The sequence below is a fragment of the Thiorhodovibrio frisius genome, from assembly GCF_033954835.1.
Lineage (GTDB): Bacteria > Pseudomonadota > Gammaproteobacteria > Chromatiales > Chromatiaceae > Thiorhodovibrio > Thiorhodovibrio frisius.
Genome location: NZ_CP121471.1, coordinates 2369421 through 2394262 on the forward strand (window position 1 = coordinate 2369421; position 24842 = coordinate 2394262).

The 24842-nt window shown below is 59.7% G+C and carries 27 protein-coding genes; 16 read left to right on the forward strand and 11 right to left on the reverse strand.

Going from position 1 to position 24842, the window contains the following annotated elements:
* Positions 1 to 40: 40 nt before the first annotated feature.
* Both Thiofri_RS11090 and Thiofri_RS11095 read right to left on the reverse strand, forming a co-directional pair.
* Positions 41 to 313 (reverse strand): type II toxin-antitoxin system RelE/ParE family toxin, encoded by a 273-nt coding sequence (locus Thiofri_RS11090; protein ID WP_009151465.1) that lies wholly within the window; start codon positions 311 to 313, stop codon positions 41 to 43.
* On the reverse strand, positions 310 to 522 hold the full coding sequence (locus Thiofri_RS11095) for a TA system antitoxin ParD family protein (protein ID WP_009151466.1): 213 nt from the start codon (positions 520 to 522) through the stop codon (positions 310 to 312). The genes Thiofri_RS11090 and Thiofri_RS11095 overlap by 4 nt, the downstream gene beginning before the upstream one ends.
* Before the next feature lie 253 nt (positions 523 to 775).
* Here Thiofri_RS11095 and Thiofri_RS11100 point away from each other — a divergent pair, with 253 nt between their 5' ends.
* The 4 genes from Thiofri_RS11100 to Thiofri_RS11115 are packed head-to-tail and all read left to right on the forward strand — an operon-like array spanning position 776 to position 3094.
* Positions 776 to 1051: a YlcI/YnfO family protein gene (locus Thiofri_RS11100; RefSeq protein WP_009151467.1), complete on the forward strand. Its 276-nt coding sequence runs from the start codon at positions 776 to 778 to the stop codon at positions 1049 to 1051.
* Positions 1048 to 1356 (forward strand): type II toxin-antitoxin system RelE/ParE family toxin, encoded by a 309-nt coding sequence (locus tag Thiofri_RS11105; protein WP_009151468.1) that lies wholly within the window; start codon positions 1048 to 1050, stop codon positions 1354 to 1356. Before Thiofri_RS11100 ends, Thiofri_RS11105 begins: the two co-directional genes overlap by 4 nt.
* A 31-nt stretch (positions 1357 to 1387) precedes the next feature.
* Positions 1388 to 1657 carry a hypothetical protein gene (locus tag Thiofri_RS11110; protein WP_009151469.1) on the forward strand — a complete coding sequence of 90 codons (270 nt, stop codon included), beginning with the start codon at positions 1388 to 1390 and terminating at the stop codon, positions 1655 to 1657.
* 36 nt (positions 1658 to 1693) lie between these two features.
* The gene (locus tag Thiofri_RS11115) at positions 1694 to 3094 is read left to right on the forward strand and encodes a ribonuclease H-like domain-containing protein (protein WP_009151470.1); all 1401 of its coding nucleotides are present in this window, start codon (positions 1694 to 1696) and stop codon (positions 3092 to 3094) included.
* 184 nt (positions 3095 to 3278) lie between these two features.
* Here Thiofri_RS11115 and Thiofri_RS11120 read toward each other — a convergent pair whose 3' ends face one another.
* Positions 3279 to 5042, reverse strand: coding sequence for a SulP family inorganic anion transporter (locus tag Thiofri_RS11120; protein ID WP_009151471.1), 1764 nt, complete (start codon positions 5040 to 5042; stop codon positions 3279 to 3281).
* 177 nt (positions 5043 to 5219) lie between these two features.
* Here Thiofri_RS11120 and Thiofri_RS11125 point away from each other — a divergent pair, with 177 nt between their 5' ends.
* Positions 5220 to 6065 (forward strand): DMT family transporter, encoded by an 846-nt coding sequence (locus Thiofri_RS11125; RefSeq protein ID WP_009151472.1) that lies wholly within the window; start codon positions 5220 to 5222, stop codon positions 6063 to 6065.
* Positions 6066 to 6259: 194 nt separating this feature from the next.
* Here Thiofri_RS11125 and Thiofri_RS11130 read toward each other — a convergent pair whose 3' ends face one another.
* Both Thiofri_RS11130 and Thiofri_RS11135 read right to left on the reverse strand, forming a co-directional pair.
* Entirely contained in the window at positions 6260 to 8965 is a 2706-nt protein-coding gene (locus Thiofri_RS11130) for a DUF2309 domain-containing protein (protein ID WP_009151473.1), read from the reverse strand.
* A 22-nt stretch (positions 8966 to 8987) separates the two neighbouring features.
* Positions 8988 to 10604: an NADH-quinone oxidoreductase subunit L gene (locus tag Thiofri_RS11135; RefSeq protein WP_009151474.1), complete on the reverse strand. Its 1617-nt coding sequence runs from the start codon at positions 10602 to 10604 to the stop codon at positions 8988 to 8990.
* 382 nt (positions 10605 to 10986) lie between these two features.
* Here Thiofri_RS11135 and Thiofri_RS11140 point away from each other — a divergent pair, with 382 nt between their 5' ends.
* The 4 genes from Thiofri_RS11140 (at position 10987) to Thiofri_RS11155 (ending at position 14893) form a co-directional block, all read left to right on the forward strand.
* Positions 10987 to 12015, forward strand: a complete 1029-nt coding sequence (locus Thiofri_RS11140) for a DUF4424 family protein (RefSeq protein ID WP_083848593.1) — start codon at positions 10987 to 10989, stop codon at positions 12013 to 12015.
* Between the two features lie 144 nt (positions 12016 to 12159).
* A complete protein-coding gene (locus tag Thiofri_RS11145; RefSeq protein WP_009151476.1) occupies positions 12160 to 12693 on the forward strand; it encodes a Spy/CpxP family protein refolding chaperone in 534 nt (177 codons plus the stop codon).
* A gap of 59 nt (positions 12694 to 12752) precedes the next feature.
* Complete coding sequence (locus Thiofri_RS11150; protein WP_009151477.1) at positions 12753 to 14210, forward strand: ATP-binding protein; 1458 nt, start codon at positions 12753 to 12755, stop codon at positions 14208 to 14210.
* Positions 14207 to 14893 carry a response regulator gene (locus Thiofri_RS11155; RefSeq protein ID WP_009151478.1) on the forward strand — a complete coding sequence of 229 codons (687 nt, stop codon included), beginning with the start codon at positions 14207 to 14209 and terminating at the stop codon, positions 14891 to 14893. The genes Thiofri_RS11150 and Thiofri_RS11155 overlap by 4 nt, the downstream gene beginning before the upstream one ends.
* A gap of 62 nt (positions 14894 to 14955) precedes the next feature.
* Here the strand turns inward: Thiofri_RS11155 and Thiofri_RS11160 are convergent, their stop codons facing one another.
* Positions 14956 to 15672, reverse strand: a complete 717-nt coding sequence (locus Thiofri_RS11160; RefSeq protein WP_009151479.1) for a lipid-binding SYLF domain-containing protein — start codon at positions 15670 to 15672, stop codon at positions 14956 to 14958.
* Between the two features lie 378 nt (positions 15673 to 16050).
* Between Thiofri_RS11160 and hflK the strand changes: the two genes are divergently transcribed.
* The 5 genes from hflK to Thiofri_RS11185 all read left to right on the forward strand — a co-directional run bounded on the left by hflK (position 16051) and on the right by Thiofri_RS11185 (position 21208).
* Positions 16051 to 16995 (forward strand): FtsH protease activity modulator HflK, encoded by a 945-nt coding sequence (hflK, locus tag Thiofri_RS11165; RefSeq protein ID WP_223296876.1) that lies wholly within the window; start codon positions 16051 to 16053, stop codon positions 16993 to 16995.
* The gene (gene hflC / locus Thiofri_RS11170; protein ID WP_009151481.1) at positions 16992 to 18005 is read left to right on the forward strand and encodes a protease modulator HflC; all 1014 of its coding nucleotides are present in this window, start codon (positions 16992 to 16994) and stop codon (positions 18003 to 18005) included. The genes hflK and hflC overlap by 4 nt, the downstream gene beginning before the upstream one ends.
* Positions 18006 to 18522: 517 nt before the next feature.
* Complete coding sequence (locus Thiofri_RS11175; protein WP_009151482.1) at positions 18523 to 20355, forward strand: sensor domain-containing diguanylate cyclase; 1833 nt, start codon at positions 18523 to 18525, stop codon at positions 20353 to 20355.
* Positions 20356 to 20550: 195 nt separating this feature from the next.
* Positions 20551 to 20778: a type II toxin-antitoxin system Phd/YefM family antitoxin gene (locus Thiofri_RS11180; protein ID WP_009151483.1), complete on the forward strand. Its 228-nt coding sequence runs from the start codon at positions 20551 to 20553 to the stop codon at positions 20776 to 20778.
* Positions 20768 to 21208 carry a type II toxin-antitoxin system VapC family toxin gene (locus tag Thiofri_RS11185; protein WP_009151484.1) on the forward strand — a complete coding sequence of 147 codons (441 nt, stop codon included), beginning with the start codon at positions 20768 to 20770 and terminating at the stop codon, positions 21206 to 21208. Before Thiofri_RS11180 ends, Thiofri_RS11185 begins: the two co-directional genes overlap by 11 nt.
* Positions 21209 to 21273: 65 nt before the next feature.
* On the opposite strand, the gene Thiofri_RS11190 is transcribed toward Thiofri_RS11185, so the two are convergent.
* From Thiofri_RS11190 to Thiofri_RS11205, 4 genes are all read right to left on the reverse strand, one after another.
* The gene (locus Thiofri_RS11190; protein WP_009151485.1) at positions 21274 to 21633 is read right to left on the reverse strand and encodes a hypothetical protein; all 360 of its coding nucleotides are present in this window, start codon (positions 21631 to 21633) and stop codon (positions 21274 to 21276) included.
* A gap of 163 nt (positions 21634 to 21796) precedes the next feature.
* Positions 21797 to 22018, reverse strand: a complete 222-nt coding sequence (locus Thiofri_RS11195) for a DNA polymerase III subunit beta (protein WP_143742056.1) — start codon at positions 22016 to 22018, stop codon at positions 21797 to 21799.
* An 18-nt stretch (positions 22019 to 22036) separates the two neighbouring features.
* The gene (locus Thiofri_RS11200; protein ID WP_009151487.1) at positions 22037 to 22306 is read right to left on the reverse strand and encodes a Txe/YoeB family addiction module toxin; all 270 of its coding nucleotides are present in this window, start codon (positions 22304 to 22306) and stop codon (positions 22037 to 22039) included.
* Positions 22281 to 22562, reverse strand: coding sequence for a type II toxin-antitoxin system Phd/YefM family antitoxin (locus Thiofri_RS11205; protein ID WP_009151488.1), 282 nt, complete (start codon positions 22560 to 22562; stop codon positions 22281 to 22283). The genes Thiofri_RS11200 and Thiofri_RS11205 overlap by 26 nt, the downstream gene beginning before the upstream one ends.
* 448 nt (positions 22563 to 23010) lie before the next feature.
* On the opposite strand from Thiofri_RS11205, the gene Thiofri_RS11210 reads away from it, so the two are divergent.
* Both Thiofri_RS11210 and Thiofri_RS11215 read left to right on the forward strand, forming a co-directional pair.
* Positions 23011 to 23274, forward strand: a complete 264-nt coding sequence (locus Thiofri_RS11210; protein WP_009151489.1) for a hypothetical protein — start codon at positions 23011 to 23013, stop codon at positions 23272 to 23274.
* A gap of 10 nt (positions 23275 to 23284) precedes the next feature.
* Entirely contained in the window at positions 23285 to 23677 is a 393-nt protein-coding gene (locus Thiofri_RS11215; RefSeq protein ID WP_040857677.1) for a type II toxin-antitoxin system VapC family toxin, read from the forward strand.
* A gap of 136 nt (positions 23678 to 23813) precedes the next feature.
* Here Thiofri_RS11215 and Thiofri_RS11220 read toward each other — a convergent pair whose 3' ends face one another.
* A complete protein-coding gene (locus Thiofri_RS11220) occupies positions 23814 to 24767 on the reverse strand; it encodes an RpnC/YadD family protein (RefSeq protein WP_009151491.1) in 954 nt (317 codons plus the stop codon).
* Positions 24768 to 24842 lie beyond the last annotated feature (75 nt).

A 24842-nucleotide genomic window follows, 5' to 3' on the forward strand; every position in this document is an offset into this window, starting at 1 on the left:
TGCGGTGTTCTGTCGGTCTCGATGATTCTGCAACGATGCACTAGCCTTTTAAGTCGCGGTAGAAATTCTCATGCGGTCCCAAGCTCAGCAAGGTGCAGAGGGCGTCATCCCGGGTGTAGGCAAGGAGGAAGGTTTGATGAATGCAATCGAATTTGAAGACGCGAACACCAGCAAGGTCGCCTTTTTTCTCTTCGCCACTTGCCGGGTCGGCAAGGATGGTGCGAATGGCGTCATTGACAGCCTCGCGCTGATTGGGATGAAGCCGCTTGTATGCGCGTTTGAAAGCAGGGCGTTGGGCGAGTCGATGTGTCATTGCTCTGGCAAGTCGAAGGGCTCGGAGGATTCCTCAAGCGCCTGCAGGGTATCGCGCACAAACTCAATGGGCAGGTCAGGATTGTCGAGCGCGGCGCGGCCAACCTTGGCCCAGTAGGCGATCTGTTGTGGAATCGAGCGCATTTCGGCGCTGGCCTGTGACTTGGCGGCGGCATAGAGATTGTCGTCAATGCGGATAGAAACGCTCATCTTGAAAATCCTGTGGCGATCTGCGACAAATGCAGTTTATGTTGGATTGCTGGGTTTGCCAAGGCACAAGTTTTGGTGAAATTTGAGGATTCTGGAGTGAGCCATGGGCGATGACGGTTTGTCTTGGTGCATACGCGTGCAGCAGCAATCGTCTGCAGGTCTTGGCGACAAGCAGTTTTCGTCGCCATGCCGCTTGCGCGCGAGTGCCAGGTTCGGCATGCTGCAACGCATATGCAATGCATCTGGGGTTTAGATGAAAACGGCAACCATTCCTTCCCTGCGGGTTGATCCACACCTGCGGCGTTGCGCGGAAAGCGTCTTGCATGAAGGGGAGAGCCTATCTGGCTTTGTCGAACAGGCTATCCGTGACAGCATCGCCTATCGCCAAGCTGAACAAGAATTTATCGCACGCGGGTTGAAGTCGCGGGATCAGGCGCGCCAGTCGGGGCGCTATATCGAGGCGTCTGCCGTGGTGGATCGGCTGCAAGGAATGCTCGACGAGGCCAAATTCAGCGAACCCTCCGGATGAGGTATCGGGTTCGCTTCACTCCAGAAGCCGAGGCCGATCTGGTTCGGCTCTATGCCTTTATTCTTGAGAGAAATCCAACAGATTTGGCAGTGGTGGAGCGAGCGCTTGATGCGATTCGCGCCGCATTGACCACACTGGAGCGCTTGCCATTTACTTGCCGCAAGGCTGCGACCCATTCGCCGTTTCTGCGCGAGCTGCTCATCCCATTTGGCGCGACTGGCGATGTCGCGCTATTTGAAATTGATGATGCGGAGACAGTCACGGTGCTCGCTGTTCGCCATCAGCGCGAGAATGACTATCATTAGAGCAGGGGGGGCATTAGAGCAGGAGGGCAGTATGGGCGATAACGGCTCAGCTTGGTACATACTCGGTCTTTCGACGGGCTTTATTTTTGGGCTTGCGATTGCTGCCCCGTCGTGGCACAGCGTGGTGGTCCCGCTGAAGAAGACAGAGCACGCGGCGCTCGTGCAGGCCACCGCAAACGCCAGGATGGAAAGGAGAATTTGCCTGCGTGTGCGCGAGGCATTCATCAAATCCCTCGGTTCGGAGACAGACCTCGATTTTTTGTGCGCCGACCCAATCGATGCGACGCCTCCGGAGCGCTGACCGCAACCCATGGCAATACAGGGCCAGGGTCAAGCCATGAGCCTGAAATCCCGGCTTGACCGGCTGCGCCAGCAGCCGGCGCCGATGCCAGCGCCTTCAACGCCGGTCGACCCGCATCCGGTTGAGGCGGAATCATTGGATTCGAACCCGATTGCCTCAGATCCGCTCGGTTTGGCTCACGGCGTCCTGTCTCCCCAGCCCCAATCCTCCGGCGGTTCCGCCAATGCGGACAGGGGTGAGCCTGGTCTAGCCGAACGCATCGCGCGACTGCGCCCACATGTGCTCCAACCGTCCATGCGCCAAGGTGACGAACGCGCCTTGGCCGAAATTCTGGGTGCCGCGCAGGTGGCGCCCGGACTTTTGTTTTTGCAGCAACAACTTGACGCGACCCGACCTCATGGCCGGTTCGCCCCCGCACAGGCGGTTGGCGCTGCGAATCCCCTGGGCGAGCTAACCGACTTGGCGCCTGCCCCGCCCGAGACTTGGTGCTTCCTGGACACCGAAACCAGCGGTCTGGCCGGCGGCACCGGCACCTGGGTGTTCCTGTTTGGCGCCGCCCGTTTCGTCTCCGAACCGGGCGAGGGAGGCCCGCCACTGACACTGGAACTGGAGCAATATTTGCTCACCCGCCTGGACGCCGAAGCCCTGATGCTCGAGCACATGGCCAATTCCCTGGCGGATGCTAGCTTGCTGGTCAGCTACAACGGCAAATCCTTCGACATCCCACTGCTCCTGACCCGCTGCCGGCTAGCTGCCATGGGCGGTCCGCCTGCCATTGGCGATCTCGCCCAGCGGCTTGAGCAGTTGGCGCATCTCGACCTGCTGCACCCGGTGCGCCGCGCCTTCGCGAAACGCTGGCCGGATTGCCGTCTGGCAAGCGTCGAATCCCGCCTGCTCGCCTTTAATCGCGGCCAGGATCTCCCCGGCAGCGAAGCCCCTGCCGCCTGGCTCGACTGGCTGCGCCACGGTGACCTGACGCGACTGCCTGCCGTGGTCGAGCACAACCGCAAGGATCTGCTCTCCGTCGCCGCGCTCATGCCGGCCCTAGTAAGCGTTTATCGCCAACCGCTGCGCCATGGCGCCGACAGCGCCAGCGTGGCCGCGCATTGGATCAAACGCGGCGATATCGAACAGGCACGCGCGCTGCTGGAGTCCAGTGTGAACGGCCAAGCTGCCGAGCCCGAGGCGATTAGACTGCTCGCACAGCTGCATCGCCGTGATCGCAATTGGCCGCGCGCGGTGGAACTCTGGGAGATGTTAGCGCGCGACAACCATCCCGGCGCGCTGGAGGCCCTGGCCAAATTCCACGAGCACATCGCCCGTGACCCGCAACGCGCCCTCGGCTATGCCAGCCGTTTGCCGGCTGATCCAGTAAGCGAGCACCGGCGCCAGCGGTTGAGGATTAAACTGAAAACCCCAAGCGAGCGGCTCTTATGACGCTTCGCCGAGCGTGCAGGGAAAATCGACGGCGGTGTTTACTGGGGGGATGAGTCTACGCTCACTTAGTGCACAAAAACCGGTCGTTTTCGCAGGCGCTGATGTCCTGCTCGCGAATGACACCGCTGAGCCGCGGCGTCGACAGCTCCAGCCTGGACGCGCATTGGATCAAGCCGTTCCGCCATTAGCCCGTCTGCTTGCATTCAAGGAATATCCGCTTCTCGCAGGTGGCGCAGATGCTTCGGTCCAGTTTTTGGTAGATGGCCCGGATGCCGGCCTCTTTGGACTGGAAGACGTTGCGGGCGCCGGTGGCATCGAGACAGCCTGCCGAGTCGAGCGTCTCCCACAGGCCGGGTTTGACGTTGATCAGGTAAAGACCGCCGCCGCCCTGCTGCCGCCGCTCGGCCTCGTCGGATACTGCCTGCGCGCCCTGTAAGTCGACGAAGTTCATGCCGTCGGCCAAGATCGCGAGATGCTTCTGGTCGGCGAAGCGCGCCCGCAGAATATCGAAGGCGCGCTCTACATGGGGCACCGAGCCGAAAAACAGCGACCCATCAATGCGGATAATGCGCAGCTGCGGACACTGCGGCACATCGGTGGCGTCGGAGAATGCGCGCTTGGGCAGGCCGGGGTCGGGTGCCAGGGTGACAATGCGCGGTTTCGAGGTGCGCTCCAGGTAGAGCACCAAGGACAGCAGCACGCCGGCGAAGATCGCGAACTCAAGTTCCAAGAACAGCGCCGAGAAGAAGGTGACCGCCAGAACCGCAGTCTCGCGACGCGAGGCGTGCAGGATGTGGCGGATTTCCCGGCGATCAATCAGCCCCCAAGCGACCAGGAACAGCACCCCCGCCATGGCGGCCTTGGGCAGATAGCTCGCCAGTGGGGCCACCAGCAGCACGATGACCATCAGCATCACCGCCGCAAACACGGCCGCCAGAGGTGTGCGTGCGCCGGCCTCAAAGTTGACACCGCTGCGGTTAAAGGAGCCAGTCGCCACATAGCCCGAGAAGAAGGCGCCAGCGATGTTGGACAGGCCTTGGCCGATGAACTCCTGGTTGCCGTCGATACGGTAGCCGCCGCGCGCGGCCAAGGCGCGGCCGATGGAGACGGCTTCGGTCAGCGCGAATAGCGTTACCGCCAGCGCCGTGGGGGCTAGCTGCTTGATGTGATCGAGCGCGAAGCTCGGCGACGACAAGGGCGGCAGACTCGCCGGCAGCGCTCCGACGGTGAGGATGCCGGTCTGTTCTGGACCAAGTAGGTGGTTGAGCAGCAGGGCTGCCAGGCTGCCGGCAAGCATTGCGGCGATCATGTAAGGGAATTTTGGCGCCCACAGGCGCACGGCGATACCGATGCCCAGGGTCACGACAGCGACCAGGGTCGCAAAAGGGTTGATTTCGATTGCGTGACGGCCGAACTCCATCAGGATGTCGTGGAAATGGCCGCCACTGTCCATCTCGACCCCGAAGAAATGCTTCAGCTGCTTGGCTGCGATCAAAAAGGCTGCGCCGGCGGTGAAGCCGACCACCACCGAGTGGGAAATGAAATTGACCAGCGCTCCTAAACGCGCAAGGCCCAGGGCCAACTCGATGATGCCGACCATGAAGGTTAGGGTCAGGGCCAGGGTGACATAATCCGGGCTGCCGGGCGTCGCCATCAGCGACAGTGCAGAAAACAGCACGACCGAGGCGGCCGTGGTCGGGCCCGAGACCAGGTGGCGCGAAGAACCGAAGAGCGCGGCAATGATTGCTGGAACCATGCCGGCATAGAGACCGTACTGTGGTGGCATCCCGGCAATGGTGGCAAAAGCCACGCCCTGCGGTAGCACGATGATGGCGCCGGTCAGGGCAGCCATCAGGTCGGCGCGCGCATCGCCGCTGCGCACCTGTGGCAGCCATCGCGCAAAGGGCCAGAAAAGAGACCAGTAATTGGCGTTTGCCGAGTTAGGCATGGGAGCTTGTTCGCTGATGGTGGATGAGATGCTTCACAGCCCGCAGCCGTGACCCGATAGCCTTCTGCCGGGGTCAGAATGCCGATGGCCTTGCTCTATTCTACTGTTTCAGTTGGACTCGGGTGCGAGGAAACATCAGGATTAGTGAAGGATGAGAGGGGGTAGAATAGCCGCCAGATGAAAATTTTGCTCACCGCTTTTGTGATGCTGCCCCTGGCAGCCAATTCCTGGCTGTGCCGGGCGGCTTTGCGCGATACGGCTATCGACCCGGCGACATTCACCTCTGTGCGGCTGCTATCGGGCGCCCTGATGCTGTGGCTGTTGCTGCGTTTTACCGGCAAGTTAGCCGCCGGTGCTGGGAGCTGGCCATCGGCGCTGGCGCTTTTCAGCTATGCGGCGCTATTCTCCTTTGCCTATCTCAGCCTCAGCAGCGGCACTGGCGCGCTGCTGCTGTTTGGTGCCGTGCAGGTCACCATGATTGCCTTCGGCGTGCGCGCGGGAGAACGACTCGACGCGGTGCAGGTTTTGGGCGTTGTCATGGCATTCGGCGGTCTGGTAGGCCTCCTTTGGCCGGGGTTGACTGCTCCGCCGCTTGCCAGCGCGCTGATGATGCTCGCTGCCGGCGTTGCCTGGGGTATCTACTCGGTGCGCGGCCGTGCCACCACCGATCCGGCGCGTGAGACGGCCGGCAATTTTATTCTTGCTGTGCCTTTTGCGCTGGCACTCAGCCTGCTCACGCTACCCGGCATGTCTGTTGCCCCGCTCGGCCTGGCGTATGCAGTGGCATCCGGTGCGCTGACCTCCGCGCTGGGCTATGTGCTCTGGTATCACGTGGCGCGTCAGCTGCGGGCAACCAGCGCGGGGACAGTACAGCTGAGCGTGCCGGTCATTGTGGCCATTGGCGGAGTGCTGCTGCTGGGGGAGCCTATTACCCTGCGCTTGATGATCGCTTCCACCGTTGTGCTCGGAGGCATTCTGATCGTCATCCTCGAGCGCGGGCGGAAAAGCGTGCACCCCCGCTGACCTTACAGCGAATCACAGGGATTCATTATCCGGGGTGATCGGGGCCATGAATGTTGGCATGAAACAGTCGCTTCGTTCGCCGGGGGGCCGCACCATGAATCCTAGCGAACCGAACCCAGAGCCGGCAGGCGCTATAGCGCCTGCCGAAATCGCCATCGGCCGGCAACCTGTTCAGCCTTTCGCAGGCAAGGGGTTCAGGCTGCCGCAGCCAAGGGCGTCTGCCAGCCAGTCCCAGGCAGTCGCTGCTGAATCGCTCCTTGCTCATCGATGCGGAACAGATGCAACCAGCCGTTGTCGAGCATCTGCCGCACCAGATCATGGCGGTCGATGATGGCGTCGATGGGCTCCTGCGGGGCTTCGAGCACCACAGACAGGCGCACCGGCTCATGCACCCAGCGCTTGCCATCATGCAGCGACTGCATGGGCAAGCCGACGCGCAAGTCGCCAGTGTTGCCTTCCAGCACGCCGATGGCGCCGCCGACGACATTGTGCAGCACCTTGTTGCCGCTGCCGAAGCGCCGGTTGTCGGTGGTGGAGCCGTAATACTGCAGGTTGATCCAGCCGGCCACCACCATGGGCGCGGTCATAATCAGCTCAAGCACCGCGAAGCCTTCATCGGCCTGCCAGTCGTAGTCGTGCAGGAAGGTCCGTCCGCCAAGATCGATCCCACGGCTGCGCTCGCGCGGCGCGGCAATGAAGGCCGCGCAGCCGGCCAGTGCCCACTCCGGGCGCACCTGCGACCAGTCGCGGCTGCGATGGCGAATATTGGCCGTGATTGCCCGGCGCGAGCGCCCATCGAGCCCCAGCAAGGCGGACCGCTGCAAGCGCGTCAGCTCGCCGGCCTGCGCCAGCCAGCTCTGCAACTCGGCGAGTTCCTCGGCATATTCGCCCGGCAAGATATGCGTATCGAACAGCCGAATATCGTCGACACAGGTATCGTGCAGCGCGGCCAGGAACCAGGTATCGGCCGGGATAAAAATGCCCCGCTCCGCCAGCCCGGCACGCACCTGGGCATCGTTGAGCAGCGCCGCGCCTACGCGGGCACTGACCTCACCGCTCAAGCCGCCGCAGGCACCGCAGTCAAGCCCGGCGGCATGCGGGTTGTTGACCACCGTGCTGCCGTGGCCGACCAGCAGGACCAGACGCGCGAAGCCGGTCGTCAGCGACATGCCACGCAGCATGTTCTCGGCCAGACCGATGCGGTCTTCCTCGGGAATGCCGCCGATTGCCATGGCCTGCTCGCCCTGACCATGTGTACAGCCATCCTGGGAATCCTCATCATGGGCTTGGTCACCAGCAATGGGGTGGTCATGCCCCCGGTGCTCGTGCAACTGGTGGTCATGCCCCCGGTGCTCGTGCAACTGGTAGTCATGCCCGGCGCAGGCGCTATGCGGCGACGCGTTGAGCGTCGGACCAACCTGCCGAGTCTGCTCCGCGTCCAGGCGCAGGTCATCGGGTGCCGGCACCGGTCGACCAAAGCCAAAGCTGTCGGCAAGGATCTTGGGCGTGTAGAGCAGCAGGCCGGCGGCCTCGACGAACGAGAAGCAGGACGATGCCCCCATTTTGAACGCCTTCCAGGTCTTGGTGAGACCGTTTCGCCGCCGCTGGGTCGCGAGCGCCTGGACAGCGTCATCGTCATCGCTGCCCTGCAGAGTGGAGCAAACCCGGTACTTGGGGCTTAGCAGCACCGGCAGATGCGAGCGCGGAGCGACCGCGCCGAGCGGGACATGCTCGAGCGGCAGCCCGAAGAATCCGGCAAACCCGAGCGTCTGGCCCTGCGGGCAGATGGTCTCGAGCGCGCGGCGGATGACCTCGGAGCGCACGTCGATGCAGAAGGCGGCTTGGACGGCTGGTCGTGCCGCTGCTGCTCCATCGACGGCCTGCTTGTTGTCGGCTAAAGCGGCGAGTAGCCGGCGTTGATAGCCAATCTCGAAGGCTGTGAGCAGCATATGGTCGACAGCGCGCTCGGCCTCGCCGTGCGGATCGCAACCAGAGGCCTGTTCTCCGGCATCCGCTTGTGCCTCGCAGCGGAGCTGTTCGCAGACATTGCCCCAGCGCGCGAGCAGCTTGGGCCCGGCCTTGTGCTCAAACACCAGCATGTCCCAGGCGAGGCGAATGGCCAGCAGTTCGACGATGCTGTCGTCTTGCTCACCGCCCAGTTCGGCCTCCCAGCGCAACAGTCGGGTCCAGGCGGCCCAGCCGCCGATGTCGAGCAGGGCAGCGTGCATGTAGTCGAGCTGCGCCTGCCGTGGCAATCCGAGCCGACGCAGCGCCGCGGCGATACATACCCAGTGTGATTCCGGCAGCGCCTTGACACGCGCGCGGATGCCAGGCTGGCCCATCATGGCAGCGCTGTAGTCGAGCGCGGCAAAGCTGCGCCAGGCGGCATAGAGCGACTGGCCGGTCCAGGGTCGCTTCCAGGTCGCCTGCCCCATGTCGTAGAAGGCGGCGCAATGGTGACTGATGCGCTCCACCACAAAGCTCGACCAGTCATCGGCATCCTGCTCGTCGAGCATGGCGGTCAGCAGCGGCACCCGCGGCGTGGGTGTGGGTTCTTCCGTGGCTGCCTCGCGCAGCTTTGCCGGGCTCAGCTCACTGCTGCAGTGGCGCGCCGCTGCCTGCAAATCGGTATCGATGATCCTTCCTGCGTCGATTTGCTCGCGGTAATACGCCCGCGGCATGTACATGCGCGACCCGCTGATGCGGCGCAGTGTCGCAGCCGCCTGCTGAAAGCGCTGATCGACCAACCCGTGGAAGGGGTTGACCGCGACGAAGCGGTCCAACGGCCATACTGGCGCGATGCGGTTACAGGCGGTCTGGATGCGTTGTTTGAGGGAATCTTCCATCGCGTGCTGGGACGCCAGTTTCGGATCATCAAAGCGGACATCGTTCATCTTCATGAGTTTCCTCCTCCGCATGCGGTTACCCCAGGCTGGCACTGGCAGAGCGCTTGGGCGCGGGCCAGAGCCGGGTGATCAGACGTGTAACCAGAATGTCGACATAGAGGCCGTTGTAGAGATGGACCTGAATAGCCTGTCGCAGCGGCCCCTGCAGATGCGTAAACAGATGCTGAAGCAGCAGCAGACCTACAAACACAACGACCACCCCTGCGCCGAACGCAATCTCGAACGCGGCACTGGCCGGTTGCGCGGGCACCACACTGCCAGCAATGGCATGCTCGAACGCCGTGTGCAGCCCGAAATAGGCCAGACAGACAAAGCCGACAATGGCAGTGGCGCGAATCAATAACTTGGCGTTGTCCTCCAAGACCAGGGCCTGTAACAGCAATTGCGTGGTTGCGATGGCCACCACGGCGCCGGTGACAATCAACGCTGGCTGCTCGCGCGGATCGATGCCAAACAGGAAACCGGCGATCAGGGTCATCAGCAGCGCACTCTGAAAGGCCACCAGCCAATGCCAACCCTGGGGAGCACCATGCCCGAACGGCAGTACAGGCGCGCGAAAGCCGTCGACACCGCTGCCCGAGGCCAGAAAGGCATGCGCCTTGTAGAGCGAGTGCGCCACCAGATGCAGCAGCGCCAAGCTATAGAGACCCAAACCGGCCTCAAGCAGCATGAAGCCCATCTGCGCTGAGGTTGACCAGGCCAGGGACACCTTGATGCTGGTCTGGGTCAGCATCACCAGGGAGGCGATCGCCAGGGTCACCAGCCCGATTACGGCCAGGGTGTCCAGCGCGGGCCCAGAGAGGGACATCACCGGGCTCATGCGAATGACGAGAAAGGCCCCTGCATTGACGATACCAGCATGCAACAGCGCCGAGACCGGCGTGGGCGCCTCCATCAGCTGCAGAATCCAGCCATGGAACGGGAACTGGGCGCATTTCAGCACCGCCGCCAGTACGATTAGCCAGGCTGCGGTCTGCAGGGTGCCCGGCAGTGGCCCGGTTTGACCGGCCAGGGCGGCGTAGACTCCGGGGAATTCCATGGTGTGCAGGGTCGCGCCGATCAGCAGACTGGCGACGAACAGGCTCACATCCCCAATGCGGCTGAAGACAAACTTCTTATGCGCCGCCAGCACCGCCGCCGGACGCTCCGGATAAAACACCAGCAACCGATGCAGACACAGGCTGGTCGCCATCCAGGCGAGCGAGAACATCAACAGGTTGCTCGCCACCAGCACCGTGAGGATGGCAGCCAGCGTCAGCATCAGCCACTTGTGAAAGTAGCCCTCGCGCGCATCCCCCGCCATGTAATTGCGCGAATAGGTCGAGACCACCGCCCCGACCAGGGACACCAGCGCGAGCATAATGACGGTGACGGCATCGACATAGACGCCGACGGTAAAGGCACCGATGCCGAACGGCAGACCGAAGGAGACCAGCGTCAGGGATTCGGCGGAACCAAAGCCGTGCAGCAAGAGCGCAACCAGCGACAGGCCAAACGCACCCCAGGCCAGCGCATTGGTCAGCACCGCCATGCGCGGCCCAAAACGCTGCGCCCAGGCATCCGGCACAGCCGCGACGGCCCAGAGACTCAAAGGCGCGGCCAGCGCCGCAGTGGTAGTCAGCGAAAACGACATGCACACCTCCCGGGAGTTTCTCCTTCCACGATGAACGAGCAAGTATCCTCTCGATTGAGTGTGATGGTCTTTGGTCTTAATAAAAAATCGATCTTTTAAGGAAAACCTATTTACTTTAGTCTATGCATTTAGTTTGCGGCTGTCTTGGCCATTGCCGCCATGTTCGCCGAGGCGCGCGCAGTGCTATCCTGCTGCTCGGTTCCGCGACAGGGACAGTCCGCTGCCGTCGGTGGCAAATGCGGCTTCTGCGTGCGAGAGGGGCGCTTTTTGGGGCACCTAATGCGTCAGCGGTTATGATGAATTCATCGCCAACGGTGTGGATGGCTGAATACCTGCCTATCTTTTGGTCAATGCTCCAAGTTGGGAGCCGCGTGGTGTGTCCATGAGCGGAAGTTCGATGATGGTTTCAGCTTTGAGATTTCTTGTCGTCCTTGCGGCCGTGATGCCCCCATTCACGGCAGTTGCTAATGATACTTCGGCGCAGATGGCCGCCGGTGGGCTGGTTTTTGGCAAGCAGCTTGGCATATCCATGCAGTCCGAAGACCTCTACATTTCGCCGGATATTGTCCGCGTGCGCTATGTTTTTCATAACAAAACGGACAAGGATCTTGAGACGATTGTGGCTTTTCCGCTGCCGGAAGCCGCTCCTTCCAGCGATACCGGCGGAGGCCACAATTTTTATGATGGTGTCAGTGCGAATTTCTTGAATTTCAAGACCCGGGTCGATGGTCAACCGGTGGTCACGCAGGTTGAACAAAAGGCGCTGGCTCTCGGGCTCGACCGCACGGAAATTCTGAAAAAGTACCATGTGCCGATCGAATCCTATATTCCTCCAACGGATCAGCGCTCCGCTTATCATGGGCTTTCACGGTTGACTGAGGCGCAGTGGGATGAGCTTGCTGCGCTCGGGCTGCTGAAGATCGATTCGCAGGGGCACCCGTCTCCTGGATGGACGGTGGCCACGGTCTTTTACTGGAATCAGGTCTTTCCAGCCGGAAAGGACACTGTGATTGAGCACGAATACCAGCCGTTGACCGGTTCGAGTTTCGATGCGCCCATCAGCCGGAAACCGGAGGACGAATACGCGGCCCGAGCCATGGTCAGGTATTGCATTTCTGGTGAAGATACTAAAGCCATCTACGAGCTTCATGAGGGCAAGGTCGACGGCAAGGCCTACACAGCGTTTTCCGAAGAGCTTGGCTACATTCTCAAGACCGCCGCGAATTGGAGCGGTCCGATCAACAATTTCCATCTGGTCATCGAGGCGCGGGAACCGGTCGACTTCGCTTTCGCCTGCCTGCCGGGGCTGGAACGGAAATCGCAATCACGGCTCGAAATGAGCCAGGACCACTTTTGGGCTTTTTCTGATCTGGATGTTCTGTTCGTCATCTCGAAACCTTTGGACAATTAGGCATCTCCACGGTTTTTGCACATTGCATCCGCAGTCTTTGCATTCTTGGGGTTTAGTTTTATCAAGGTCGGGAGCGAGTCGGGAATGATCCTGTTCTCAGTCCGACGACAACGACTTTTCAGCAACTATCCCAAGGAGCTTCTTATGAACAAGACCATGATTCCCGTCGCTGCCATGCTGTCTGCTTTGCTTGTCGGTCCGGTTGCGGCTTCCCCGCATGGGGGCGGTCCTGGCAAGGCAGGAGGGCAGGGCGCTGAGCAGCGTCTCGAACGCATGACCGAGCAGCTTGATCTCAGTGCCGAGCAACAGCAGGCCATGGCCGCGATTTTTGACGCCCAAGCCAGTCAGCGCGCCAAGATGCGAGCACAGATGCGTGAGCAAATCGATGCGGTGTTGACCGAGGAGCAGCGGGCCAAGCGCGCGGAGTTGAGGGCCGAGCGCATCGACCAACGCGTGGCTCGCATGGCTGAGCGGCTCGATTTGAGCGCGGAGCAAAGCACCCAGCTCAAGGCACTTTTCACCGAAAATCAGAATGCAGGGCGCTCTTCGCGCGCGGGTTCCGGCTCTATGCGTGAGCAACTTGCGAGCATTTTGACCGTGGATCAACTGGCCGAGCTTGGCAAGGGGCGCGACAAGGGACGTCAGGGCAAGGGCGATAACAGCGACTGTAATCGCTAGATTCACCTGCATCCGCATGCTTTCGGGGCTAGTTACTTCGCCCCGAAGGGAGTCGCCCGTTGACCCTCTCCATTCGCACCAAGCTGTTTCTGACGCTGCTCTTGGCCTGTGCCTTCTCGGTGCTGGCCGTGCAGACGTCGATGTACTGGTCGTTCCGGCATGGTTTGCGGGACATGATCGAGCAGCGCCTGAATGAGCGTGTGGAAAGCATCGGTGCGCGCCTGGTGGCTCAGTATCGCGCGGATGGGAGTTGGTCACGAATCAGCGAAGACCGGCGATTGTGGATGGAACTGCTCAGCACGCGCGAGTCGGGGCGTCGAGATGAGAGGCTGGCGCATTCTTCGCGCCAATCTCGCATAGGTGCTGATGCGGTGGATCGGGCATCGCCCATGCCTCAACATGGACCATTCCCGGAGCGCCGCCGGACGCCTCTGGCCAAACGCCTGATGCTGTTTGATGCCGAGGGCGCGCCTGTCTATGGCCGTCGCGATCAATTGAAACAGGCGCTGCGTTTTCCGCTGCGTCTGGATGGACAAGTCATCGGCGAGCTGGCACTCATTCCAGGCCCGCCGATCCACGAAGCGGCAGAACTGCGCTTGCGTCAACGCCAGACCAGAGTGCTGCCGATCATCGCCCTGGCGACTCTGAGTCTGTCGGCCTTGCTCGCCTGGTGGCTGTCGCGCTGGCTATCGCGGCCGGTGCTGCGTTTTCGCGAAATCACGTGCCGACTGGCCAGCGGGCACTTTGCCGCCCGAGCCCCAGTGACCGGTCGTGACGAACTGGCCGGACTCGGCCATGATCTCAACGCCCTGGCTGCCACTCTGGAGCATAACGAGCAGGCTCGCCGGCGCTGGGTGGCTGATATCTCCCATGAACTGCGCACCCCGGTCAGCCTGCTGCGCGCTGAGCTGGAGGCCCTGCAAGACGGCGTGCGCCCGTTCGATGTCGGCACCATCGCGACCTTGCACAGTGATGTCATGCGCCTGTCGCATCTGATTGGGGATCTTTACGAATTATCGCTCAGCGACCTTGGTGCCCTGAGCTACCGCAAGGCGAAGACGGATTTGGCCGAGGTGCTAGAGGCTGAGGTCAGCGCCTTTCGCGCCCAGTTCGACGCCGCCGGTTTGGACTTGCAGTTTGACAATCGCCTGCGCACGGCGGCGATCATTCAGGCCGATGCCCAACGGCTGACGCAACTCTTCGGCAACCTGCTGCGCAATAGCGGACAGTATACGGATGCAGGTGGCGCGCTTCTGGTCCGGCTGAGCACGGAAAAAGACGGCCATTTCGTTGTCGATTTTCAGGATACCGCTCCCGGTGTTTCCGACGCGGACCGTGAACGCCTGTTTGAGCGCCTTTACCGGGTCGAGCCATCTCGTACCCGCCAGACCGGAGGTGCCGGACTCGGGCTAGCCATTGCGAAAAACATCGTCGAAGCCCATCAGGCCAGCATTGAGGCACTGCCATCGCCCCAGGGCGGGTTGTGGATTCGGATGCGCTTTCCCCAAACACCATGACCAACAACATTCTGATCGTTGAAGACGAGACGCGACTCGCCGAGCTGTTGGCGGATTACCTGAAAGGCGCCGGCTTTGCGACCGAACATCTGGCTGATGGCCTGGCCGTGGTCGAGCGGGTGCGCGCGCAGCCGCCAACACTCATGCTGCTCGACCTGATGCTCCCCGGTCGCGATGGGTTGGACATCTGCCGCGAGTTGCGCGGCTTCAGCAGCCTGCCGATCATTGTGACCACCGCGCGGGTCGAGGAAATCGACCGGCTGCTGGGCCTGGAACTTGGCGCTGATGACTACATCTGCAAGCCCTACAGTCCGCGCGAAGTGGTCGCGCGCGTCAAAGCCGTGCTACGCCGGGCGCAAGCACCCGAAGCGGCACCCAGCAACCGGCTAACGCTCGATGCAGAGCGCTTGCGCGTCAGTCTCGGGCAAAGGAGCGTTGAGCTGACCGCCGTTGAATGCGCGCTCTTTCGCACTCTCTCATCGACACCGGGCCGGATCTTCTCGCGCGCGCAACTGATCGAGCGTATCTACCAGGATCATCGCATCGTCTCAGATCGCACCGTCGACAGTCATATCAAGAAACTGCGGCGCAAGCTCGCCGAACTCGACGCAGGGCAAGAGCTGATCGAGTCAGTCTATGGTGTTGGCTATCGCTTTGAGGACCAACGCCCTTCAAGCGACTGATACGTGCTGAGTAATGATCTAGCCCGCGCGCTAGTTGCTGTGGCGGACGACTATTTGCTCAGCTATTCGACATTCAGCGAGTCGTCCGGCCAGTAGCGCGATCCGGTCAGTTTGGCGCCGATTTTCCAGCCTTTGCCAGTCAGTATGAAGACGGCTTTGCCGTTGTCGAAGCCGAGTCGGAGTTGGTCTTTTTCTTCGCCGGTCATGGTGCCAATTTCGGCTGAGCCATCCAGGCCCTGGTTGATAAACTTCTGCAGCAGGGCATCGGACTCGAACAGGATCACCAGTTGAGAGGCAAAGCCGCCTAAGCCAAAGCTTACGCCAGCGCCTGTGGTGGCCATTTTCATGTAGGTGTGTTCGTCTGTTTCGCGCTCAACCGCGACGCCGCGCCCATAGCCGGCGACCACGTAGAAGCTGGCCTCGCGCCTGTCGAAGACCGCATAGCCGGCGCTGCGCTCGAAAAGCTTCTGGCTGTCGGGCTGGTCGGTGAACAAGCGTTCCAGGGTCTTTTTAGCCATGGCGTCGAGCTTGTCGCGCGTCTCTTGGGGAGTGGCTTCGTTGCCCAGGCTTTCCTGAGCGGAATCGACGGTCTCTTTGACTGCGCCGGTTGCCGTTCCGGCCGCCTGGCCAACGGCGGTCACAGCACCCTTGGTGGTGTCGCCGACGGCTTTTGCGGCTTTTTCCGCGCCTTGTTTGAGACCCTCCAACGGGAGCTGGGCTGTTGCGAGCAGTGGGACGAGCAGCAGAATCAGTGCAGCGGTGGGACGGATGTTATGCATTGTTATGGCACCAGTGATGGAGAAGGTGAGGGTGGGATGGGGGTTTAGGATAGAGTTTGAGGGTAATGTACGCTAACGCACGGTCGGTTTGGTCGCAGAGGAAGATAATAGTCTTTTCTCAATGCGCGCGACCAGGGGACAGGATCGTGACGTCAGCCCCGCAGAACAGAGGAGGATTTTCCCATGCCTGCGTACAAGGGTAACAACCGGTCGAGTGGCGGCTTATCTGGTGGCAACTCGTCTGATGGCAACGCTTCTGATGGTTCAGGGGGCAGCAGTTCCTTGCCTCCGGATCTCGAGAGTCTGATCCAACAGGGACAAAATCGGCTCAATCGGGTCTTTTCAGGTGGGAGTCCACACGGCGGAGTCGTCATTTTGGTGGCGATCCTCGCGCTCGTCATTCTGGGGATATGGACCGCATGGACCACCTATTACACTGTGCCGAGCGACTCGGTGGCTGTGGTGCAGCGCTTCGGAAAATATCTCAAGGAGGTTCAGCCAGGGTTGCATTTCAAGCTGCCTTTGGGAGTCGATAAGGCCACCATTGTTCCGGTCAAGCGCCAGTTGAAGCAGGAATTCGGGTTCACCACCCCCGGCGCCACGGATCCCTACCAGAGTCCTCAAGACGGCAAGCGGGAAACGGAGATGGTGACGGGAGACCTGAACGCCGCCCTTGTGGAATGGGTGGTGCAATACCGCATTTCCGATCCGGTGAAGTTTTTGTTCGAGGTTCGGGAGCCGAGTGAGACGCTGCGCTATGTGTCGGAATCCGTGATGCGCGAGGTGGTTGGTGATCGCACCGTTGATGAAGTCATCACCATTGGTCGCCAGGAGATCGAAACCGAGGCGCTGGCCAAGATGCAGGCGCTCTCGACCAAATACGCCATGGGGATCAGCATCGATCAGGTGCAATTGAAGAACATCAATCCACCCCAGCCGGTGCAGGAGTCCTTCAACGAGGTCAACCAGGCCCAGCAGGAGAAAGAGAAGCTGATCAACGAGGCCCGGCGCGATTACAACAAGGTGATCCCGCTGGCCGAGGGCGAGAAGGATCAGCGCATTCGCGAGGCCGACGGCTACCGGCTCAAGCGCATTAACGAGGCTGAAGGCGACGCAGCCCGCTTCAATGCCCTGCTGGCGGAATACAGCAAGGCCCCGGAGGTCACCCGCCGCCGCATCTATATCGAAACCCTGCAAGAGGTGATGCCGAGCATCGGCTCCAAGATCATTATCGATGAGCGGACGCGCAGCATTCTGCCGTTTTTGAATCTGGATGCCCAAAGTGGAAATCGATCCGCAGATCAAACCGGAGGTCGGCCATGAAAAAATCAATCCTTATCTTGGTGGTCCTTGGCATCGGCATCTACATTGCGGTCAGCTCAATCTATACCGTGAGCGAAGTCGAGCAGGTGATCATCACCCAGTTCGGCAAGCCGGTCGGCGAGCCGGTTACTTCGGCTGGCCTGAAGCTCAAAATGCCCTTCATCCAGGACGTGAATCCCATCGACAAACGGGTGCTGGAGTGGGACGGCAATCCGTCGGATATGCCGACCAAGGACAAGCTTTATATCTCGGTCGATCTGTTTGCCCGCTGGCGGATTACCGATCCTCTCCAATACTTCCTGCGCCTGCGCGATGAGCGCAGCGCCCAGTCGCGCTTAGACGACATTCTCGGCAGCGAGACCCGTAACGCAGTCGCCAAGCACGAGCTGATCGAGATTATCCGCACCACCAAGGATCGCGTGCCGCTGCGCGATGCTCTGCTGACCGACGCCGAGCAGGAGCAGGATTTGGGCTCGCTGGTGCCGATCCAGAAGGGCCGCAAGCTGGTCGAGCAGGAGATATTCACCGCAGCCGCCGAGAAGGTCCGGGTGTTCGGGATCGAGCTGCTCGACATCCGCTTCAAGCGCATCAATTACAACGAGAGCGTGCGCCCAAAGATCTACGACCGCATGATCAGCGAACGGCGCCAGATCGCGGAGCGCTTCCTGTCAGAAGGTCATGGCGAGGCGGCCAGAATTCGCGGCAATCGGGTGCGGGACCTGAACAAAATCCAGTCCGAGGCCTATCGGCAAGTCGAGGTGATCCGTGGAATGGCGGACGCCAAGGCTACCGAGATCTATGCCAGCGCCTACAACCAGAGCCCCGAAGCGGCGGCCTTTTATGAATTCACCCGCACCATGCAAGCCTACAAGACCATGATCGCGGAAAACACCACCTTGGTGTTGTCCACGGATAGCGATCTGTTTAAGTTCCTGAAGGGCGCGGCCCCGCCGAGCGATGCTGTGTCGGGCCAGGGTCTTAATCCTGTCGGCGAAACGGTGCCGAGATGACCGGTTGAGGTAAACAGTTATCCTCCTGCTGATCGCAATGACAGCAGGTGTCGACTGGCCAGGTCAGCTTCGCGCCGAAAGTAGTGCCCAGACTTCACCGTCATGACCTTCAATGTTGGCGATGCCGTGCCAAGATCCCTTCCCGTCAGAGCACGTGACCTAAAGCGCTTTGACGTGCGACATTAATTAGCGTGGAATTCTTTACAGAAGGAAAAACCTTTGTATAATCCACGAAAGGAATCTAAGGATACCGGGAAACCAATCGGGTCTGGTGCCTTAGTTTCCGGTAAAAACACGTAATCGACTGAATAATAAGTATATTTAAGCCTTTCAATGCGGGCGTCTCCGGGGCAAATGCCTCTTAAGGCGAGCTAATATCGCCTGCCTTGTTTCAAAGTGTGACGTAAAAATCACATCACTCTTTTATTTGAGCCAAAGCTAGAGATACACCAGCCGCGCCTAAGCTTTTTCCGGACTTTTCTTTTTGTGTATCCCAAGAATGACAGCGATCACGAGAATGAAAACCAGCGACTCTCCGGATCTTGACGCGCAAGGGGCTTTTTTCCGTCCCCCTAATCCCCCTAAGGGCACCGTCCTGGATTCGGCCAATACAGAAATTTCCAGCCGATCCAACCGCGAGGTCGGCGCATCCGCATTTGTCGGCGGTCAAGCACGACACCCCCTGTCACTCGCCGCAGCAAAAGTCGGCACCTACATGCTAGACCTTTCGTCCGAGCGCATTCACGGCGATTCACAGTACTTCAGTCTGCTTGGCTTTCCGCCGACAACGAGGGATCTGCCGTTAGGGGCATTCCTGGCGAAACTGGATTGTGAAGGCTGTCGCAGCTACCAAAAGGTGCTTGAGGACGTTCGCCAGCAGCTCAGCGACCAGCTCGAGTTATGCATTTTTGTGCATCGCAATGAAAATGATTCTGTCCCGGTCCTTGATCGCGGGCTTGTATCCATTGAGGACGAGCGCGTTCTCATCGTGGGCGCGCAGATCGACCTGACGGGGCTTACCACGCCATTGCCGCAGTTCCAGCATCTGGCATCGCACGATCAGCTGACCGGACTGCTGAGCCGCCACGCCATCTGGCGCCTTGTTGAACAAGCACACCATCAGACCCAAGGAACGGGGTCCGCTTGCGCCATTGCCGTGCTGGACATTGATCACCTAAAAGAAGTCAATGATATACACGGACCAATTGTCGGCGACAAGTTACTGTCCGAATTGGCGACCCGGCTTGATCAGCTGTTTCGGCCACGGCAAATCACCATGGGCCGCTGGGGTGGTGATGAGTTTCTCGCCATTGCATCCGATTTGGATGAGCTTGGTCTAGTCCGGGAAATCGACAACGCACGCCAAGCGCTCGTCGACGTGCCCACCCTGATCGATGGCACCCATGTATCGGTTACTTTCAGCAGCGGTGTGACTTCCGTTTGCCAGCCCATGGATACCACGGAGCAGATTCTCGCGCGCGCGGACGTCGCTCTCTATCGCGCGAAACGGGATGGCTGCAATCGTGTATATGGCAGCGGCAGGGCTACGGATAACCGCACCATGTCGCTGGCAATTTTGGTTCAGGATGCAGTGCGCACAGCTCGCGTGACCCCGGTGTTTCAACCACTGGTGCGGCTCAGTGACCAGCGACCTGTCGCAGAAGAGGCGTTCTCGCGCATTATGGAAGGTGGCTCGCGTCTCTTGAATGCAGCTGCCTTTATCGAAGTTGCACTCCAGCTCAAACTCTTGCACCGCATTGATCACATGCTATTCGACGCGGTGATCGAACGCATCACCTATCCACCATCGAGTGCCTCCTCCCCTTTGCCGGTTAACGGCGAGGCCAAGCCCATCTTCGTGCATATCTCGGAAGACCTTATTCGGCATCCAGCCACACTGAATGAAATGGTCAAAACCCTAGCGGACCATCCCTTGTCGGCGGTAACGCCCGTGGTTTTGGTGCTCAATGAGCAAATCGCCACCGAGCACACGAAGACGCTCCCAGGCATCCTCCAACCGATGCTCGACCTAGGCTGCAAGCTCTCGATTTCTGGCTTTGGCGACAGCGACAATTCCTTGCAAATGCTTTATGAGGGTTTTCCTGTCAGCTTCCTGTCCGTCGATCCTTCCCTGGTTCAGGAAGCGCTGAAGTCTGAGCGCGCCCGAAAGGTGATAGCCGAGATTCAGCTAACCGCGAGAGAGTTAGGCATCACCACCATTGCCAAGCAACTGCAGAACCCAGAAACTTTGAAAATGGTCATCGAGCTGGGTCTGGACTGGGGGCAAGGCTACCTACTCGGCGTGCCCACGGACCCATCCTGGCCTCTATCTGCCCGGTCGGGCGTCTAAGCAGCTGCTGCGCGATTTCGCTGGCTGCCTTTCCCCTCGCACCGTCTCTAAGTCCACTTTCGGATTGAAAGCGGCCGTGAAGGTCTTGCGCTGTCTCTTGCTCATATTGCCTCTCCAAAAGCCAGCGAGTAGTTTGCCTTCCCATGCCCGATGTGCTGCAATAAAAGAAAATGTGACACAAGAGCGGAGGATGTGATGAAAGAACTAAATATTCGAGAGATGCGCGCCAACATCGGTCGTTTGGACGAGTTAGTTGCAGCGGAGGGAGAACTGGTCATCAGCCGTCGCGGTCAGCCCATTGCGCGGGTATTGCCGATGTCGTTTCATCGCCAGCCCCCCGACCACGCCGATCTGCGACAACGCACAGCGCTGCTTCAGTCGGCATCTGGGGATCTGATCCGAGCAGAGCGTGATGAGCGCTGATCGTCGCGCCTATCTGGATACCAGTGCGCTGGCGAAGTGGTACCTGAATGAGCTCGGTTCTGACGATTTTGTGGCGTTTCTTCAAGGCTTAGACGTGGCGGTGATCAGCAGCCTGACTGTCACGGAGATGCGGTCTTTGCTCAGTCGGCGGCGGCGTATGGGCGATTTACCGGTTGAACTCGAGACCCTGCTTTTCGCCGCCTTTCTCGAGGATATTGATCGCGGGTGGCTGCAACACTACACGATGGATGATGCCCGGTTTGCTGAGGCGACGAACCTGATTGTGCGCTATCCTGAGCACCCGCTGCGTACGCTCGACGCACTCCACCTGTCGCTGGCAGCCCATGCTGGGATAGCGATGCTGGCAACGGCCGATGCGGTCATGGCTAATGCCGCAACGAGCATGGATTTTGAGGTTGTGCGCTTTTAGTCAAAGTCTAGCGCACTAAGTGTCAAGTCCCGGTTTTTTGGTTCTAGAGTTTAAAGGAGGCCGGCTTAAAGAAAAGCGTCCTTGAACCAGCCCCAGATCCCCAAAGAGAATCCGGGAATGAGATTAATCCCCGCTGCTGACTTGGCAAGGTAGAGCGTCAACAGCCCGGTCAGGATGCTGAACGTCAGGAAGATCGTCAGGAATGCAGCCTGCATGAATAGGCCAACCTGTTGTTCAGCTCGGGAAAGCTCGCGGCGATTTCGGCCCAGCAGAAACACCACATAATACCGGTGGCGCATGAATTTCAGGGTGCCGCGCCAGTCGATAGCATGGGTACCCCAACTGCGTGCGCCGAGTGCCACCTTGAGGCAGCTCAACTGCTCCTCCGAAAAACTCTCCTGAACTTCAGCCGGTATGCGGCCCATCAACTTCTGCAGCGGTGTCCTGGATTAACCGGGAACGCACATCCGGATCAACTTCAATTTCGCTCATAGTTCATCCTCTCCAAGCGCGACCGCCAAGAGCTTTGGAGCGGCACTCTTGCCGACGTCGTCGCTTGGGCGGCTTTTACTATCAAGTCGGTCGGTGTCACAAACTTACCCCTTCCTTGGCGATATTTTGGAGTAGGACCGGATTCGAATGGGTTTCGGGAAACTCCCATTCATTGAGCCACACAGGTATGGACGCAATGTCTACTCCTGTCTCCAAGAGAACGTCAGAGGCCACATCTGCCATGCCCAACGCGGTGGCCAGTACCGGCTGACGACTACCCTTGAGGAAAAATCGAACCTGGTTTTTCTTTAATGCCAAGGCCAAAAAACCTGGGGTTCAATCGTAGTGCCCCCTGAACGAGGATATGTCAATTTCCTGCAAGGATTCGTAAATCGTATAAACCAACCGATCTTTTTGGTTTACCCTTCTCGAATACACTTCTTTTTCAAAGTAACGCAATCGTTCTGGCTTACCCGAACCGCTTCGTGGGTCGTTCATGATTTCCCGGACAAGATCGAAACATTTGACATAGCTGGTGCGATCATTCTTGCGCAGCCAATCCAAATCATCTTGTGCATTGTCAAGAATGCAAATCCGGTAGGTCATGGAACACCTGTTCAACGGCAGGGAAATCAATTCGGTGTCCAGCCTCGCGTTGGGCCTGACCCATGAGCAGGGCATTCAACGAACGCTGATCCATCAGCAAACGAAGCGTTTCCTGCATGGCATCGTATTTTTCCTGCGGAATCAGAATGACCGATCCACGATCCGAAACAATGGCTGCTTCTTCATGGTCGCTGACGGCGCTGGCAATGAGATTGCCTAAATCAGCAGATGCCTGCTGCAAGGTATAAAATTGCATTGTTATCAACCTCTCATGGGCAGAGGAAAAGGTTTTATGCTCGAATAATTTCCCAAATGATGCATTATTCTAAAGCGAGAGATTAGGGGATAGTATCTCAAAATTGTGCATGGCATCCCAAAAACTAGAAAAGCGTCAGACATGCCAAGGAGAGACAAATCCACGCCTTCCGCTTCATCACGCTTTGGTCCAGATGCTGCGCGCGCGGGGATACGGCGAAGCAAAGCCCGCGAGCAACCAGATCACTCAGTCCGGTTCCCCGGGGCAACCGCGCATGCTCTTACAGTCCGCCGAGATTTGACTCCCTGTCCACTCATTGGAGAATACGAATTGCTGCTTCATCACGAATGTCAACGTCACCGATACCGTTGCCTGAAGGGTGCCAGTTGCACTACTGTACATCCAGTATCGTCATCAGGCCCTTGCCCTATCTCACCGGCCCAATCACATGCACGCCATCGAATTTAAGGGACATCTAAAGGAAGGCGTCATTCGCCTGCCAGCTTCCTACCGGCATTGGCGGGAAGACCGCCCCGTCAAAGTCATCGTTCTGGTGGACGACGACGAGACGCCGCAATCGCCCCCGCTGGACGCCAATCAACGGCTGGCCGCCATCCTGAAGGTCAGCCGACGCTGCGCGGCTGCTCCAGAACTCGATCCGCGCGGTGCGGACGAGATCATCGGCTACGATGCCAACGGATTGCCAAGCTGAAGTTTGGCACGTGGTCATCGATACCTCATCGCTCGTGTGCATCCTGCTGGATGAGCCGGAAGCTGATCGCTGCGCCTGCCGTTTGACCGAGACGGATTCGCCCAATGTCATGTCGGCAGCGACCTGGCTTGAAACCATGCTCGTCATTAGCGCGCGGCGTGGCGAACTGGGTCGCCAAAGCCTTGACGAGCTGCTCGCGCTAGCCGTGATCGAGATCCAGCCTGTCGATGCCGAGCTGGCGCGCATTGCTTATCAAGCCTGGCTGCAATACGGCAAGGGTCGGCATCCAGCCGGGCTGAACTTCGGTGATTGTTTTTCCTATGCTCTGGCAAAAAAACGTCAAGAGTCCCTGTTGTTTAAGGGCGAGGATTTCTCGAAGACCGATATCGCCAGCGCGCTTTAGTTTCGTCGGTGGGACTCCAGATCGTTCTCTGTTACATCGGCGTCCAGATCCTGCGCCAGCACAGCCGCCTCAATACCTCGACCACAACCCACCACCTCGGGCCATTCAGTATACGGTCCCCAGAATTGCACAAGCCTCAGTGAAAAATAGTCTCGGGCGTCTCGGCGGTGAGGATGCGTTTGGACCATTGCAGGAGTTCTTCGGGGTCGGCTGCCTCAATGCGCTCGCGGTGCGCTTCGAGCGAAGCTGAGCCGAATTTTTCTTCCAGCTGCATCATCAAGATCGTGGCTTCGCCCTGCTGCACGCCCTTCTCAATCCCGGCTTGCTCAAACGTGGTGACATAAGGCATCTGTCGTTGTTCCTCGTAGGCATAAAGTTCTTGGCGAAACGCCGCCTCCAGATCTTTGGGCAGGCGGATCATCCAGTCAATGAGGCGTAACACCTCCTCAATGCGCGCGCGTTCGTGACCGCGCTCATACATCAAGCGCATCAGGCGGAATTTCCAGCGTTTCAGTGTCTCGGCATCGTCGGTGACCTTGGCGCGGATCTGCGCCATCACCACCAGGGCGAAGACGTTGTCGCTGGCTTCCAGCTCCGCCCAGCGCTCGGGCTCGGCGTAGTCGAGCAGTTTGACCATCGGGAAGTCGAATTGCACCCGACAGTCCCACAGCGCGGCGCTGTAGTGCTGGGGGCGGAAGCCTCGGTCGGTATCGGCCAGCACCGCCAGGCTCGCCACCGGCACCTGGTAGGCATCGCGGATTTTGTAATTGTAGGTGAAGATCCGCTCGGCAAAGTCGCTTTCCGGATCACCTTGCACTTCCACATGGGCCAGCACCCAAACCGGCGTCTCATCGCGGCGCGTGACGCCGACGAGCTTGTCGGCATAGCGCCTGGTAGTACTGGCCTCGCGCACGATCTTCTGGAATTCCTTGTCGAGAAACTGCATGCCTTTGGACCAGTCAATCTCGGCATGGATGGCCGGGAACAAGAGCGCGAGAAACTCCGGGAATAACTTCTCCAGGGCCTCCTTCCACGGGCTGTCGTAGTCGGGTTTCTCGCTGGTGTCAGCGGCTTGGGTGTCGGCAGTCATGGGAGGAGTGTAGCCGATTCCCTGGCGGGGGTGGAGCGCTGCGCCGACGCCTTCTCGCTTCGCAGCGCATTGATG